The organism is uncultured Marivirga sp. (genome assembly GCF_963974845.1).
In the GTDB taxonomy this organism is placed as follows: domain Bacteria; phylum Bacteroidota; class Bacteroidia; order Cytophagales; family Cyclobacteriaceae; genus Marivirga; species Marivirga harenae.
Window position 1 is genome coordinate 39,131 of sequence record NZ_CAXBEQ010000008.1, and the last position, 15,656, is coordinate 54,786.

At 37.1% G+C, this 15,656-nt stretch carries 11 protein-coding genes and 2 tRNA genes; 6 read left to right on the forward strand and 7 right to left on the reverse strand.

Translation table 11 applies throughout. From position 1 onward, the window contains the following. Positions 1-83 precede the first annotated feature (83 nt). Both AAC601_RS16190 and AAC601_RS16195 read left to right on the forward strand, forming a co-directional pair. Entirely contained in the window at positions 84-1,235 is a 1,152-nt protein-coding gene (locus tag AAC601_RS16190; RefSeq protein ID WP_340153836.1) for a methionine aminotransferase, read from the forward strand. Further along, positions 1,223-2,017, forward strand: a complete 795-nt coding sequence (locus tag AAC601_RS16195) for an amidohydrolase (RefSeq protein ID WP_303270689.1) — start codon at positions 1,223-1,225, stop codon at positions 2,015-2,017. The genes AAC601_RS16190 and AAC601_RS16195 overlap by 13 nt, the downstream gene beginning before the upstream one ends. Positions 2,018-2,036: 19 nt before the next feature. Here the strand turns inward: AAC601_RS16195 and AAC601_RS16200 are convergent, their stop codons facing one another. Further along, the gene (locus AAC601_RS16200) at positions 2,037-4,217 is read right to left on the reverse strand and encodes a T9SS type A sorting domain-containing protein (RefSeq protein WP_340153837.1); all 2,181 of its coding nucleotides are present in this window, start codon (positions 4,215-4,217) and stop codon (positions 2,037-2,039) included. Between the two features lie 87 nt (positions 4,218-4,304). On the opposite strand from AAC601_RS16200, the gene murF reads away from it, so the two are divergent. Continuing rightward, complete coding sequence (gene murF / locus AAC601_RS16205; RefSeq protein ID WP_340153838.1) at positions 4,305-5,618, forward strand: UDP-N-acetylmuramoyl-tripeptide--D-alanyl-D-alanine ligase; 1,314 nt, start codon at positions 4,305-4,307, stop codon at positions 5,616-5,618. Between the two features lie 205 nt (positions 5,619-5,823). Here the strand turns inward: murF and AAC601_RS16210 are convergent, their stop codons facing one another. Both AAC601_RS16210 and AAC601_RS16215 read right to left on the reverse strand, forming a co-directional pair. Next, positions 5,824-6,885, reverse strand: a complete 1,062-nt coding sequence (locus AAC601_RS16210; RefSeq protein ID WP_303270691.1) for a hypothetical protein — start codon at positions 6,883-6,885, stop codon at positions 5,824-5,826. Then, positions 6,860-9,349: an AsmA-like C-terminal region-containing protein gene (locus AAC601_RS16215; protein ID WP_340153839.1), complete on the reverse strand. Its 2,490-nt coding sequence runs from the start codon at positions 9,347-9,349 to the stop codon at positions 6,860-6,862. Before AAC601_RS16215 ends, AAC601_RS16210 begins: the two co-directional genes overlap by 26 nt. Before the next feature lie 229 nt (positions 9,350-9,578). On the opposite strand from AAC601_RS16215, the gene AAC601_RS16220 reads away from it, so the two are divergent. From AAC601_RS16220 to AAC601_RS16230, 3 genes are all read left to right on the forward strand, one after another. Beyond that, positions 9,579-9,652 (forward strand) — tRNA-OTHER (locus AAC601_RS16220). A gap of 19 nt (positions 9,653-9,671) precedes the next feature. Then, a tRNA-Val gene (locus tag AAC601_RS16225) sits at positions 9,672-9,749 on the forward strand. Between the two features lie 67 nt (positions 9,750-9,816). Then, the gene (locus AAC601_RS16230; RefSeq protein WP_340153840.1) at positions 9,817-10,062 is read left to right on the forward strand and encodes a GIY-YIG nuclease family protein; all 246 of its coding nucleotides are present in this window, start codon (positions 9,817-9,819) and stop codon (positions 10,060-10,062) included. 9 nt (positions 10,063-10,071) lie between these two features. On the opposite strand, the gene thrC is transcribed toward AAC601_RS16230, so the two are convergent. The 4 genes from thrC to AAC601_RS16250 form a co-directional block, all read right to left on the reverse strand. After that, positions 10,072-11,349: a threonine synthase gene (thrC, locus tag AAC601_RS16235; protein WP_340153841.1), complete on the reverse strand. Its 1,278-nt coding sequence runs from the start codon at positions 11,347-11,349 to the stop codon at positions 10,072-10,074. Then, positions 11,346-12,278 carry a homoserine kinase gene (locus tag AAC601_RS16240; RefSeq protein WP_340153842.1) on the reverse strand — a complete coding sequence of 311 codons (933 nt, stop codon included), beginning with the start codon at positions 12,276-12,278 and terminating at the stop codon, positions 11,346-11,348. The genes thrC and AAC601_RS16240 overlap by 4 nt, the downstream gene beginning before the upstream one ends. A 60-nt stretch (positions 12,279-12,338) precedes the next feature. Then, positions 12,339-14,795, reverse strand: a complete 2,457-nt coding sequence (gene thrA, locus AAC601_RS16245; RefSeq protein ID WP_340153843.1) for a bifunctional aspartate kinase/homoserine dehydrogenase I — start codon at positions 14,793-14,795, stop codon at positions 12,339-12,341. 435 nt (positions 14,796-15,230) lie between these two features. Continuing rightward, positions 15,231-15,656: a lipocalin family protein gene (locus tag AAC601_RS16250; protein ID WP_303270696.1), complete on the reverse strand. Its 426-nt coding sequence runs from the start codon at positions 15,654-15,656 to the stop codon at positions 15,231-15,233.

The window sequence follows — 15,656 nt, forward strand, 5'->3', positions numbered from 1 at the left end:
TCTAATCCACAACAAGCTTGAAGTAGCTACCAATTAATTTAGGATTTAAGGGCTTTATTTTTAAATTTCAAAAAAAATAAATTATGTCCACTACCATCCAATCTAAACTCCCAAATGTGGGGACTACAATTTTCACCGTCATGTCTCAAATGGCAATGGAGCACAGTGCCATTAATTTGTCTCAAGGATTCCCCGATTTTCCCGTATCAGAAAAATTAATTGATTTAGTTTACCAAAACATGCAAATTGGGCATAATCAATACGCCCCGATGCCAGGACTTCCTCAACTACGTGAAGCCATTGCAAATAAAATCAAAAACACTGGTGGGATTTCTGTTAATCAAGATTCTGAAATCACGGTTACAGCCGGAGCAACTGAAGCCATATTTTCCAGCGTACTAGCAACAGTAAATCAAGGTGATGAGGTGGTCGTCTTAGAACCAGCATACGATTGCTACATTCCGGCTATAGAAGTAGCTGGTGGTAAAGCCGTTCCAGTTGGGCTAAAATTACCTGACTTTTCTCCTGATTGGCAAAAGGTGAAAGACAGTATCACTGATAAAACCCGTATGATCATGATGAACTTTCCTCATAATCCTTCGGGAGCTATTTTAACTGAAAATGATATCTCAGCCCTAAAAGAAATCTTAGAGGAAAACCCTCGACTGCTGGTTTTAAGCGATGAGGTCTATGAACATATCATATTTGATGGCAAGACAAATTTAGGGGTACTAAAAGATGAATTTTTAGCCAGTAGAAGTATAGCTGTTTCTTCTTTTGGAAAGACTTTTCATGCAACTGGCTGGAAAATAGGCTACATGGTGGCCCCAGAAGCAATTATGAAAGAAATTAGAAAAGTACATCAATACAATGTCTTCTCCGTTCATACCCCAAGTCAATACGCAATGGCTGAATTTTTACAGGATGAGCAAAACTATCTGGGTGTGAGCTCCATGTATGAAAAGAAACGAGAATTCTTTCAAAAAGCAATGCAAGACTCTAAATTCAAGGTGATTCCTTCCTACGGAACCTATTTCCAGGTTTTAGATTTTAGTGAAGTATCCGATATGGGAGACATGGAATTTGCTCAATATCTCATTAAAGAGAAGGGAGTGGCCTCTATTCCTGTGTCTGCCTTTTATTCTGATAAACAAGACCATCATTTACTTCGATTTTGTTTTGCCAAAGGCGAGGAAACATTACAAAAAGCATCAGAAATATTATGCAAGATTTAAAAATAACGCTTATTCAAACGCCTTTGCACTGGCAAGATAAACAAGCTAATATCTCCATGTTGGAAGAAAAAATTTGGGAGATTGAGGAAGAAACGGACTTGATCGTTTTGCCGGAAATGTTCAATACAGGCTTTAGTATGGAAGCTGAAAAGATGGCTGAACCTATGAACTTGCACACATTTAAATGGATGAAGCAGATGGCCGCCCAAAAAAAGGCAGTGGTGACAGGCTCTTATATCGTAAATGATAATGGAAACTTCTATAATCGTCTTCTTTGGATGCAAGCTAATGGTGAGTATCAAATTTATGATAAAAGACATTTGTTTCGCATGGCCAATGAAGATGAACACTACTCAGCAGGACAAAAAGAATTAGTAGTAGAATTAAAAGGATGGAAGATCAAGCCGTTGGTTTGCTATGATTTAAGATTTCCTGTTTGGTGCAGGAATAAATCCAATGAGCAAAATGAACTGGAATACGATTTGATTCTTTTTGTTGCCAATTGGCCTGCTGTTCGTGTAAACGCTTGGGACACTTTACTGCAAGCCCGCGCTATAGAAAATGTAAGCTATAGTTTGGGACTTAATAGAATTGGTAACGATGGAAATGGAATCCCACATAATGGGCACTCTGCTCTTTACGGGCCGAAAGGAAACGCTTTATATTTCGCTGATGATAGAGAGGAGATTAAAACAGTAAGTTTATCAGCAAAAGAATTAATTGAGTTTAGAGAGAAGTTCCCCGCCCAATTGGATGCTGATGGGTTTGAAATTAATAATTAATACTTGGATGATTCGTAATTTAATACAAAACCACTTTTCTACTCACTCGCTCTCCATTCTCAAAAACAGCACTTACAATATAAATACCGCCTTCTAAGTCTGAAACGTCAATAGCTTGATTGGAAAAAGCTTGGTAGGATTGTGCTGTTAATACCTTTTGACCGTTTAAAGTGGCAATGGAAATTGAAATATTTTGATTGGTTCTAATAAACAGTTTTCCGCTTTGATTAGGATTGGGATATAGCTGAAAAACCAATTCCTCTCCACTTTGAACAGGAAATTCCTCAGTATTTCTAAAAATCCTGATTCCTCCTGATACTGTACCTAAAACTAATGCAGGATAATCATCATTGAAAAGCGGAGCAAAAACCAAATTATTTCTCTTCCCAAAATATGTATCTTCAAAACTCTGCTCAAGAGAATTATAGATACTTAAAGAATCAAATGCTCCATCATTAGTTGCTAAATCAGAAAACACCCTAATATTTCCACTTAAATCGGATGTCACTAAGTCCGCTTGACTATCACTATCAACATCTGCCACATGAACTCGCAGTGCGGAACGAAAGAAATCATCTCCTATACCTAAAAATCCATCATCTTTCATTTGAAATTGCGGATTTCTCCCCTCTCCCGTATTTTCATACAATATTAATCCTCCAGAAGATTTTCCTACCAGCAAATCAGGATGATCGTCACCCACTATATTGGCAAAATGCACAGAAAAACCGAATCCAATAAATACATCGTTCACAGAAATAGTAGAATTTAAATCCAGACCGGATGCTTCTTGAAAAATGATGCGTAATTGATTATTGTTTTGAAGAGTTGCTTGCAATATCAAATCCTTTCTGCCATCTAAATCCACGTCTGTCCATTGAATAAACATATTAGCTAAACCTTCTTGAGACAAACCGAGATAATCATCTGTAATCAATTCAAAAACAGGATTTTGTGAAGTTCCAGTATTTTCATATAATGCAATAGCACTGAATAATTCCTCATTCGCACTTAAATCAGTATATGACAAAAACAAATCTAAATCGCCATCCTGATCATAATCGTAGAGTGCAGGGCTAGCCTGAGCTCCCCAGTCAATCATATCTTCTTGTAAAAATTCTTTTGTAAGCAATTCATATTCACTTCCTGATTTTTGATAGAGCCAATTTGAAGAAGAAAAATCTACTGGGCTTCCCAAATTTGCTTCAATATTCGGACTAATGATTAATTCTTCCTGAACACCGTCCAGAAGATCCATGACCATGGTATTCGGATAGAAGTTAAACTGCGCAGGATCATCTTGATTTGGAAAATCAGCTGTAAAACTATCAAAATTCGGTTCTTGATTAGCTGAAGCCTCGTTATTGAAGTAATAAAGTTCACGACACTCTTCATGACTAGAAACTAATTCTAGCTTTCCATCTTCCTTAAAATCAAAAACTACAAGGCTCTTCCCCCCTGCATGCCTAGCATTGCTCATCATCCTACCGAAAATATCCTCACAGTTTTCTCCATTGAATGCAAAAACACCGCAATCACAATCCTCCACGCTGCCCCAATAATTATCAACCAATTCAAATGGACCTAAGTCAGGATTTCCACCATTATCAGCGCTTTTATTTTCATAAAAAATAATTCGGCTTTGAATGCCTGAAAAATTAAAGTTTAAAATGTCTATATCTCCATCTTTATCAATATCGCCTATATATGGATAATCATTAAAATTCACTTGAAGATTAACCTCATTTCCCGAAAGGCTTTCATAACTAATAAAATCAACAACTCTTTCCCATTGCAAAGAATTTCCGGAGCTCACATTTCGATAGGCCGTAATCCCTAAATTTCCAGCCGTGAAAAGGTCGTTTTTTCCATCTCCATCGTAATCATTCAAGATAAAGAAGTTTTGAATTTCAGATGGAAAAAACTTCTCGTATTGCGGAGCATATTCATATTCGTTTCCACTTTTGAGAAAGCAGACAATTCTTCCAGAACTCCTGTCAAATCCAACGACATCAATAACATTATCATTATTTAAATCAATTTTCCCGTATTGTACACCATTAAGACCACCAGCCCAGGGGAAAGTCTTTACAGTTTCATTAGGATGGCCTATAGGAATATCCTGATAGGGTACAAATCGATACTGAGCATAACCCATATATGATAAAAAGAAAAGAAAAATAAACAGCCAATTACGCATCTCACAAATTTAACGTACTTTATATTTTTTCTATTATAAAACAATTAGAAGCTTTTACAATTTTATAGATTTGTGTAAACCTATTGAATGATGACTCAAATAGAAAAGCTATACGAAATATTCTTAAAAAGCACTGGCATTTGCACAGACACCCGTGAGCTAGAGGAAGGAAATCTTTTCTTTGCCTTGAAAGGACCCAATTTCAATGGAAATAAGTTCGCCCAAAAAGCACTTGATGAAGGCGCTTTAGCCGTAGTGGTAGATGAAAATGAATTCCACACTGCTGATGAGAATAATATTTTGGTGGACGATACTTTAAAAACATTACAGCTTGTGGCAACTCATCACCGTGAGCAACTGACCATTCCTATTATTGGCATTACGGGCTCAAACGGAAAAACGACATCCAAAGAATTGATTCTTGCGGTTTTAGAAAAAAAATTTAAGGTTTTTGCAACTGAAGGCAATTTAAACAATCACATCGGAGTGCCATTAAGCTTGCTAGCAGTAAACAAAACACATGAAATAGCTATTATTGAAATGGGGGCTAATCACGTAGGTGAAATTGCTTCCTATTGTAAAATGGCCCAACCAACTCACGGTTTAATTACAAATATTGGGAAAGCACATATAGGAGAATTCGGAGGTTTTGAAAACATCATAATCGGGAAAAGTGAACTATTTGATTTCCTTAAAAAAAATGATGGGGTGCCATTTATCAATACCCAAGATGCTGTATTGAAGAATATGAAAAAACGCTTTTCTAATGCGTTTACTTTTCCAAATGAAGGTGATGATCTAGAACTACGTCCTGAAAAAGGCACTGCATTTTTAAGATACTCTACAGAAGGATTTAGCCATATTGATACTCATTTAGTGGGTCAATTCAATTATCTTAATGTTGCTGCGGCATTATGCGTGGGGAAATATTTCGAAGTTTCTATGGAAAAAGCCATTGAGGCTACCCAAGAGTACATGCCTGAAAATATGCGTTCACAGATGATAAAAACAAATAATTACACCATTCTCTTGGATGCTTATAATGCTAATCCTGATTCTATGGAATTATCCATCAAAAGCTTGAGCGCTATAGAAAATACAGAATCAGTGGTTATTTTGGGAGATATGTTTGAATTAGGTGAATCTTCCGAATTAGAGCATGAAAAACTAGGTGAATTGACTGTTGATTTAGGCATTAGTAAAAGATATTATTGCGGAAAGCTTATAAAATCAGCGTCCAAGCTAGATACTTTTGGAAAGTATTTTGAAACCAAAGATGAGCTGATTGAGCATTTAAAGAACAAACCCTTAAAAAAAGGAAGTACAATTCTCATTAAAGGATCAAGAAAAAATGCTTTAGAGGAAATTGTCCCATTCCTAGTGAAGTTTGATGGGAAGTAGGGTTATGAAACGGGGTTTCAATACCAATGGATACCTGTCTCCCGACTAAAGTGCGGGACAGGTTACGCAGGTATGACGCACTGGACAAGGCGATGAGCAAGTAAATACTAGAATAAAGCACGAAATTAGATTAAAACGCCACCCCTGTGAAGAAAGGGGTCTATAAAATTTAATCTTTGATTAAAATTCTGTAACCGCTAAAAACCTACTCCAATTTCACCTTCCACATTTTTCCATCTCTGCCGGCCATCAGGGCCGTTCGACTATCAATAAAAGTAGCCGTCCAAATATCTTCTTCACTTAAAATTTGCCACTTCTCTTGATCTCCTAACCAGATTTCAGCTCCATTTGGACCACACAGCAATACGTATTCATTATCTAAATAATTAGTGACCGCCATACCGTAGAACGAACCTAGTGTTTGATGTGAAGGAAGAGCCTTCCAGTTCCCTCCATTATCATCCGAAAAATAAACATTCTCCAAAACGCTATCGGAAATTCCTAAATCACCACCTGTAATCCATAATTTACCTTTCGATTTCTTGATAGCCGTTAAGCCTGCAAACTCACCAGTGGTCATGGGCGTATTTTTCACCTCCCAGCTTCTACCATAATCAGCTGTATAAAAAACTCTAGCACTTCCGTTTGCGCCCGTGGCAATCCAAGCTTTCCCCTCTTCACCCATTAAGATATTACTGCCGCTCGAAGCAAATCCCCCTTCACCTTCATTAGCGAGTGGTGCTGTAGGAATTCTGTTCCAGCTCCTGCCGAAATCAGTGGTTTTGAGAATATATGCCAATGAATCAATCGCATCACCATATACCAATCCTTGTCCATTTTCCCAAAATTGAACCGCATCAATGAAACCCAACTCATGATTCATCTGAAAAACCCTTCCCCATCCTGATTCTTCATGGAAATAAAATACTTGGCTTAACTTGCCCTCGCCAGCGCTCAACACAATAGCTTCTTTATCACTAATGGGATGAACATCTCTAAACTGTAAGCTGTCCACCGCAGGATAAGTAAATATCTCCCAATCTGCTCCAGCATTAGTACTTTTCATGAGAGTGGAATAGGTTCCACTTGCCCACACAATCGAGTCATTAAAAGACTGCAAACCAATAATCAAAGCATCGGTTTTCGGATCTACTGTTGCAACTTTAGGAATGACTGCTTTCTTCCCGCATGACACCACTAAAAACAATCCAAGGATCAACACACTATTGTTGAAAAATTTTCTACCAATCAAAGTATTCCTCTTCATTTAATTCTGCTTCTTTTTTATCTTTATCGGGGAGTTTTTCTCCCTTAATAATTTTCTTTAAGGTTTGACCTTCTTCTCTTATTCTCTCTGCTACTGACTGTAAAGAGCGCTTTTTATCCCAACTTACCTCAAAATCGTCAGTTGTGCCAATTATCTTCAAATATAGGTTCGAATACTCTCCACTGTCTTCAATGGCACCAAAAGCTGCATCACTATCTTCTTTTTTATAATTCTTTAAAGGTACTAATAATCTATAATTAATTTCCTGATTAAAAGTATGGGTACCTTGCAGGAGAATATTAGACACATTGGATTGAATAGACATTTCAGGCAAGTAAATCACCTTGTTTCTAATTTGGATCGTGTTACTCAATTCACCAAAGTTCAAATGAGTCAGCTCGTCTTCCTTAACATAATCCGACAAGCTCAACATAGGCTCGAAATCATTTAATTCCCCATTTTCTATTTTGGCATCTATAGTAGCGGTAAAAGCATCAGATTGGAAATTCAATCCCTCATCCAATAATATAAAAGCATCCACATCAGCATCTATTTTTCCCTTTAGGTGTTGGTCTGTAAGGAAATCCTGCTGAAAATTTTCAAAAGTGTAAAAAATGCTATCAATATTTAATCCTTTGAAAGTTGCTTGTGTATTTATCCGTATTTCCCTTTCTTTTTTAGCATTTACACTTCCTCTTAAGGTCATTTTCCCACCCCCACTTTCTAAACCCAATTGAGGTGCTTCCAAAATTTGATTAGCCAATTTAATCTTACCCGAAATATTTCTGGCTTGAAAGCGCTTAAACTCCAATTTTGAGATATGAGATGTCAAATCCAATTTTAACTTTGGACTTAAAGCAAATTTGAATGATTCTTCCTGCTTCTCAATGGTATTTTCTGCATTTGATAAACCTGAAAGCAATTCATTTAGGTTGATATTTTCACTTACAGTCTCAGCCTCAATCAATAAGGACTGATTATCTTTCAGCAAATAGGGAATAATATTCAGAAAAAAACCACTCAATTCCATATCAGAGTCTCCAATACTACCTTGCAAATGGTTGATAGCCACATCATTTCTATTAAACATCAATTGGCCATTGACACCTTTGATTGGTAAAGGATAATCAGCATAAACTCCTGCCAGATTTGTCAAGATTATTTCTCCAGAATTATTGATACGAGAAGCAGTAGAAGCTTGCTTGAAGTCATCTAAATAGCCAGCCAAACTAATATCGAAATCAATCAATCCCTCCAATTTTGAATATTTTTCATGATTGGGAAAGAAAGTGAATAAATCTTGAGTGGAAATTTGACCTTCAGTAGCTAAGCTAATAAGGTAATTTTCAAAATCTTTTATGCTTATATCAGCTGTGAAGGCTTTGTTTTTCAAACTTCCTTTTACATCATTTAAAACCAATTGAGAAGTTCTTAAACTTTGGCTTGATCCATTACTGAAATTCCCCTGAAAGCTTAAATTTTCAAATCTAGTATTGTATTCTGGTTGAAATAGAGACGCATTTTCCACTCCAAAATTGAAAACAATTTTAGGACTTTCTTTAGCAGTCAGTTTCCCGATTAAAGTACCCTCAAATTTAGCCTTTCCTGTACTTTCATATTCCGCCAGTTGCTTTCGATAATTTTCGGGCAACAGAGAAATTAAGGTCGTGAAATCAGATTCAACCCCCTGAACTTGAATGTCCATATAGCTATCCAGAATCTCATAATCTCCTGCAATTTGAAATTCATTTCCAGCCAATAATAGTTGAGAAGGCATAATCTCTACCGTTTCGGCACCTTGTCTATAGTTCAGTTCAGTCTTAATATTCAAGTTTTTATTCTCGAAATAACTATATTCCCCAATTTTGATGGCTTTAGAATTGAGCTTTCCCGATGCATTGATATGATATGCATCTCCTTTCTTAATTAAACTAGCTTTTAGCTCCTCTGCATATTGCAAATAGGATTGTTCAAGGGCTTCATCTACATAATTAACCTGCACCGATTGAATCTGTATGTTTTTCAGATTGAAATTGACATCTTGACCTGAGCTGCTCTCAGTAGTTTTAATAATGTCATAATTTCTTTCTCCAGCACGAGTGGTTCTTATTGTGACCTCTCCTCTTTTTAAGATGATCTTTTCAAAAGAATAGTCTCCTTTCAAGAAATCCAATGTATTAAAGGATAAAGCTAGTTCCTCCAGCTTAGCTAAGGGCAAGCTACTTCTTTCTATGGATTCTTCTATAAAAACATCTTGAAAGCGCAATGAGATATTAGGAAAATCAGTCCACCAATTGATATCGATTTTTCCCACTTCCACCGGAGTCTGGACTGATTTATTGATTTCGGATAAGATTTTATCGATTAATTGGTCTTGATTATAATACAAATAAGCAGAGCCCCCAGCAAAGAGCAGGATAAAAAATAGAAAAAGGTAAAGAATAAACTTTCTGATACGCTTCAAAGTATTGCTTTTGATTGATGAACGAAAATTGTGAATAAGCGGTATAAATCCAAATTAAATTTTTTAAACATATAACCATTTGATTTTCAGAAATATAAATCTCCTATTGAAAAAAAGTTGAATTATTTTACAAAATCAATTTGTAAATATAAAAAGCCGTACTACATTTGCATTCCCAAAACACAACAAAAGGTTGTGAATTATTACAAAAGAAATAAAATTTAATGGGGATATAGCTCAGTTGGTTTAGAGCATCCCGACTCACAAAGTCGGGAGGGTCGCAGGTTCGAATCCGAACTATCAACTGATTTTTGATATAAATGGGGATATAGCTCAGTTGGTTTAGAGCACCTGCCTTACAAGCAGGGGGTCGTAGGTTCGAATCCTACTATCCCCACCACTAAGAAGCCTTTCGATTGATTTCGGGAGGCTTTTTTACATTTATAGCATTTATAAACTCATCCGTTATGTGCAATTTCTACATCATCTTCTCCCCATCCCTAGATAAATATTACTACGGCCACACCTGTGATGAACTTACCGAAAGAATTAGTAAACACAACTCTAATCACAAAGGATTTACTGGAAAAACAGATGATTGGAAATTGGTCTATAATGAAGAATACTCTTCTAAAACCGAAGCTCAGAATCGAGAACTTCAAGTCAAAAACTGGAAAAATAGAAAAAGAGTTGAGGCTTTAATCAAGAAGTAAATTGCATACCTAGCCCAACAAAAACCCTTTAAACCCATCATAATCAACCTCCATTTTCACACTTTTCTTCTCTTTCTGTATTAACTCTTTAGCTCCTGCAGGATAGATATCTTCACTTACTATTTTGCAGACCACATCCATAAATTTGCAAGGGTGCGCTGTTTCTAATACAATACTTTTTCCTTCTGATGCCTTCAAATATTCTTTTAAAGCCAAATATCCCACTGCTCCATGAGGATCTAATAAATACTCATGATCTCGATAAACGGTTTTCATCGCTTTCAGTGTTACTTCATCTGAAAAAGCAAAACCCTTGATCTTTTCTCTTATTTCCTCCTCGGGGAATAAATCAATCATCCGCTGAAAATTACTGGGGTTCCCTACGTCCATTGCATTGGAAATCGTTTGAACTGTAGGCCTAGGGTCGTAATACCCATCTCGTAAAAACCGTGGGACTACATCATTACTATTGGCTCCTGCCACAAATTGCCTGACAGGCAAACCCATTTTCTGCGCAATCAGACCAGCAGTAAGGTTCCCGTAGTTCCCACTAGGGACAGCAAAATTCAAAGGTGCATTTCCGAATTCTATAAATGGAACAAAATAATAGACCATTTGAGGTAGAAAGCGGCCTACATTGATGGAATTGGCAGAACTGATATTGAGTTTTCTCCTTAAATCACTATCCAAAAAAGCTTGCTTCACTAATTGCTGGCAATCATCAAAATCCCCTTCCACTTCTAATGCTTTCACATTTTTATCGAATGTGGTTAGTTGCTTTTCCTGCAAATCGCTCACCTTTCCAGAAGGGTATAAAATCACCACTTCAATATTTTTCACTTTAGAAAAAGCAGAAGCCACTGCGCCTCCTGTATCACCAGAGGTTGCCACCAAAATAGTGCACTTCTCTTCTGCTACTTTGTAAAACTCCTCTAAGCACAAAGCTAAAAAAGTGGCACCTACATCTTTAAAAGCATAACTTGGCCCATGAAATAATTCAAGCGCATAGTTATTCTCCTCAATTTTTTTCACCGGAAAATCAAAGGAAAAGGTCTTATGGATGATATTTTTCAATTGATCATCTTTCAAATCCTCCCTCACAAATGGTTTTAAAACATCAAAAGCGATTTCAAGAATGTTTTTTTCCTGAATATTATCGAAATAATCTTTCGATAATTGGGGGATAAACTCAGGCATGTATAGACCATTATCAGCTGGTAAACCTTCCATTAAAGCTTCCCGGAAGCTTTTCCGCAAGGTTTTATTTTTAGTGCTATAATATTTCATTCTGATACGACTTTAAATGTTCCTCTTGGATTTATTTTGGATAAATAGATTTTGGAATCAATTTCCAAATCCGCATAAAATTGCTTCCAAGCATCCCCAATTTCTTTAGCTTGATGCTCATTTTCACAAAAAGCAAAAATAGAGGGGCCTGAACCGGATATACTGCAACCTAAGGCACCAGCCTCAATCGCCAGCGATTTGGCTTGCGCAAATCCTGGGATAAGGTAGGAGCGAATTGGTTCGGCTATTAAATCATGCATTCCGGACTTTATCCAGTCGTAATTAGAAGTTGTCATACCAGCAATCAAAGCGGCAATATTCCCCATTTGAGTAATTACATCCGGCAGCGCCATCTCCTTTTTCAAAATTTTCTTAGAATCAGCCGTTTTTACTTCAATCTGCGGATGAGCCACTACTATTTGTAAATCTTTTGGAAAAGGGATACTTAATATTTCCAGTGGGTTGTAACTTTTGATGATACAAAAGCCACCCATTAAAGCTGCTGCAACATTATCTGCATGGGCTTTACCGGAAGTTGCTTTCTCTCCTATCATGGCAAACGCTACCAGTTCCAAAGTAGAAAAAGGGTTGTCCATTAATTCATTAACGGCAAATGCAGTAGCAGCAGCTGTACAGCCACTGGAGCCCAATCCGCTCCCCGGCTTCACTTCCTTTTCAATTCTAATACTCAAACCAAGTTTTACTTCTAATTGATTGAGCATAGCTTTCGCCACTATGCCCGCAATATTCTCTTCAGGGCTTAAAGGTAAATCGGGATAATTGGGAATTGGATGAATTATAATTTCATCAGAATCCAGCAGCTCCATTTCTAGATATTCTCCCACACCTTCCAATGCTAATCCTATGATATCATAACCAGGACCAACATTGGCGATAGTAGCAGGAGCAAATACTTTTATTTTTTTCATCTTGTTCGACCTTTTGGTTTATTTTCAGTCTGACTATCGTCTGACCGCATGAGAATAGCACTATAATTCATTCGCTATCCGAATAATATCTCCAAAAATACCAGAAGCAGTTACAGCTGCGCCCGCACCAGCCCCTTTAATTACCAAGGGTTGTTCAGGATATCGTTTCGTATGGAAGAGCACTATATTATCTTTCCCTTCCAGATTGAATAAAGGGCTATCAGGGGCCACCTTCTCCAAACCGGTATTAGCTTTTCCATTCTCAAAAGTAGCCACGTATTTCAACTTCTTCCCTTCTTCATTTGCTTCCTCTACCAATTTTTTGAAATATGCTTCTTCTTGAGCGATAGCATCAAAGAAACTTACAACATTTTCGGCTTGCATGCACTTTTCAGGAATAAAAGGAATGGTATCAATATCTTCCAGTTCCATTTCAAAACCACTTTCTCTCAACAAGATTAAAATCTTTCGTTTTACATCAACTCCACTCAGATCTATCCTCGGATCAGGCTCTGTGAAACCCTGTTCTTGCGCTTCTTTTACTACATCAGCAAAGGAATCACCCTCACCTGTATAATTATTAAAAATGAAGTTCAGACTTCCAGATAAAACAGCCTGAATCCCCAACACTTCATCCCCACTTTTCACCAAATCACTTAAAGTGTTGATCACTGGTAGCCCTGCCCCAACATTGGTTTCAAATCGAAAATGACTTCTAAATCTTAAAGCTAAGTTTTTCAGATTTTTATACTCTTGATACTTCCCAGTACATGCAATTTTATTGGGAGTCACCACGGAAATGCTACTTTCCAAAATACCTCCATAGGTATTAGCCACTCCTTCATGTGCTGTATTATCAATGAAAATGCTATTCCTCAAGTTTAGCTCCTTCATCTCGTTTAGAAAATGATCTAAATTCATCTCCTTGCCCTTTTCCATTAGGATATCCACTGCTGTGTCAAAGGGAACTCCATTCAGGTCAAAAAGCATCTTACGAGAGTTTGCAATACCACTGATTCTTAAGTCGATTTGATTGTGCTCCTGCAAATATTCAGCCTGCTGATTTAATTGATCAATCAAGGTTTTACCAACATTTCCAGTCCCTACGATAAACAAATTAATTCTTTTGAGATCAGACAAAAAGAAACTTTCATGTAAAGTATTAAGGGCTTTTTTGATCTGCTTCTTTTCTATAACAGCAGAAATATTCTTCTCTGAAGACCCTTGTGCTATGGCTTTTATATTAATTCCATTTTGCCCTAGTACACTAAACATTTTGCCGCTCAGTCCTATGTGATTTTTCATTTGCGAGCTTACTAAAGCCACTATAGCCAAATCAGTTTCAACGTGAAGCGGATTCAGCATTTCCTGTTTAAATTCTAAAGAAAAAGCCTTTTCTATAGCCGTTTTCGCTTTCTCTACGTCTTCCAAATCTATAGCCACACAAATACTATGCTCTGACGAAGCCTGAGTGATAAGGATCACGCTGACTCTAGCTTGAGCCAAAGCTTCAAACAAGCGGTGTGAAAAATACGGGATTCCAACCATACTGCTTCCCGACAAATTGAAGAGCGCAATATTTTCAATACAGGAAATCCCTTTAATTGACTGAGCATCTGGTTCAGGGAAATAATGAATTTTAGTACCTTCTGCATTTGGATCAAATGTATTTTTTATGAAAATCGGAATCCCTTTTTTATAGACTGGATGAACAGAAGGCGGATAAAGCACTTTGGCACCGAAATGAGTCAATTCCATTGCCTCCTCATAATCTATCTGAGGAATCGCAAAGGCCTGCTTTACATATTTTGGGTTGGCCGTCATCATCCCGCTTACATCTGTCCAGATTTCTAACTCAGGTGCATCCATAGCTGCCGCTATTAAAGCTGCAGTATAATCTGAGCCACCTCTCCCTAAAGTGGTGCTATTGCCATATAAGTCTTTACTTACAAAACCGGGACAAACCAAAACATTAGCTTTTTGATCTGTTAAATAAGTTTTTATCCTCTCTTCTGTAACGGACATATCAACATTTGCCTTGCCAAATTCACTATCGGTCACAATAAATTCTTGTGGATTGATCAAGTTGCTTTTCATTCCTTCCTGAAAGAAAAATTCATTGAGTATCAGTGCAGACAAAACCTCTCCGGAGCCGAGCACTCTATCTAAAGTTTTGCTGGACAACTCTTGAATTAAGAAAACGCCTTTGAGAATATCCTCGATCTCATTTAGCACCAACCTCACTTTAGCCATAATTCCGCTCTGCGCTTTAGCGCCTAATAAATCTTGAACTGCTTCGAGGTGGCGATTAATTAATGCATCGAGTTGAGCTTTATAGCTTTCGTCTCCTTTTTCGGCCATTTGGCTGCATTCATGTAGCTGATTAGTGACCCCACTAAAAGCAGAGAGGACTATGATCAATTGGTCATTTTGAGATTTACTAGTCACTATGGCTTTTACTTTCTTTATTTTTTCAGGGCTTCCCAGGGAAGTACCTCCGAATTTTAATACTTTCATTTTTATTAGTTTTGATTAATGATTTGGTAGAATCAATTGTCCCAAATTGCTCTGCGGTTTGACGGTTAAAACCATCTAAACGCTATTCTTCGATAATGCCAGTCCATTATCGGTCTGACTTTCGTCTGACTTACTGCATCAATTGATTGGAAATTACGGCAAAACATGCCTTATGGTGATATGATATTCTTAACCCCGCAATGGGGTTGTAATTGTAGTGGTAGTAAAAATAAATGAAGTCATAATCATTCCATTATGCAATTGGGCAATTGCATCTTCTTGGAACTGATATGTTTGATTTATCGACTTCATTTTGACTTTGATAAAACAAGCATATTGATTTAAAATGAAGAATCAAAATTTGTTAGTCAAAATTCATAAAAAAACCCTGACAAGCAATGCCTGTCAGGGTTTGAAATAAAAATACTATGTTTATCAATTTCCAGATCCAGAGTAATCTCCTTCACCTTCATTATCCAAAAGATATCTGATCTCAACATCTCCCAAAATAGGGCTGCTTAAATTCTGGACAAAGTGGCCCTTTGAATAAGTAAGTGTTACAATATTTAAAACTATTGCTTCACCCTCTGCAGGAGTTAAAGTCAAAGCCGAATTGTCAGCTGACCAAGTTCCTACTGTTAAAACCCCATTTCCATCTTCTAGGATGAATTTACCATCGCGCTCGATAATCAAATGTTCGATTAGGTCACCTTCATTAAAATCTTGGCCTTGAACGTAGTATTCCACTACCGACCAGTTTCCAATTACTTTCTGACCAGCAGATGGCTCTTCCGGTTCAGCACAGGAGATAGCCAAACTGGCTATCCCTATGAACATCATATAATTTAATAATCTTTTCAT

Coding starts and splice junctions, on each gene's coding strand:
- AAC601_RS16190 (WP_340153836.1), top strand. CDS start 84: ATGTCCACTACCATCCAATCTAAACTCCCAAATGTGGGGACTACAATT.
- AAC601_RS16195 (WP_303270689.1), top strand. CDS start 1,223: ATGCAAGATTTAAAAATAACGCTTATTCAAACGCCTTTGCACTGGCAA.
- AAC601_RS16200 (WP_340153837.1), bottom strand. CDS start 4,217: ATGCGTAATTGGCTGTTTATTTTTCTTTTCTTTTTATCATATATGGGT.
- murF (WP_340153838.1), top strand. CDS start 4,305: ATGATGACTCAAATAGAAAAGCTATACGAAATATTCTTAAAAAGCACT.
- AAC601_RS16210 (WP_303270691.1), bottom strand. CDS start 6,885: ATGAAGAGGAATACTTTGATTGGTAGAAAATTTTTCAACAATAGTGTG.
- AAC601_RS16230 (WP_340153840.1), top strand. CDS start 9,817: ATGTGCAATTTCTACATCATCTTCTCCCCATCCCTAGATAAATATTAC.
- thrC (WP_340153841.1), bottom strand. CDS start 11,349: ATGAAATATTATAGCACTAAAAATAAAACCTTGCGGAAAAGCTTCCGG.
- AAC601_RS16240 (WP_340153842.1), bottom strand. CDS start 12,278: ATGAAAAAAATAAAAGTATTTGCTCCTGCTACTATCGCCAATGTTGGT.
- thrA (WP_340153843.1), bottom strand. CDS start 14,795: ATGAAAGTATTAAAATTCGGAGGTACTTCCCTGGGAAGCCCTGAAAAA.
- AAC601_RS16250 (WP_303270696.1), bottom strand. CDS start 15,656: ATGAAAAGATTATTAAATTATATGATGTTCATAGGGATAGCCAGTTTG.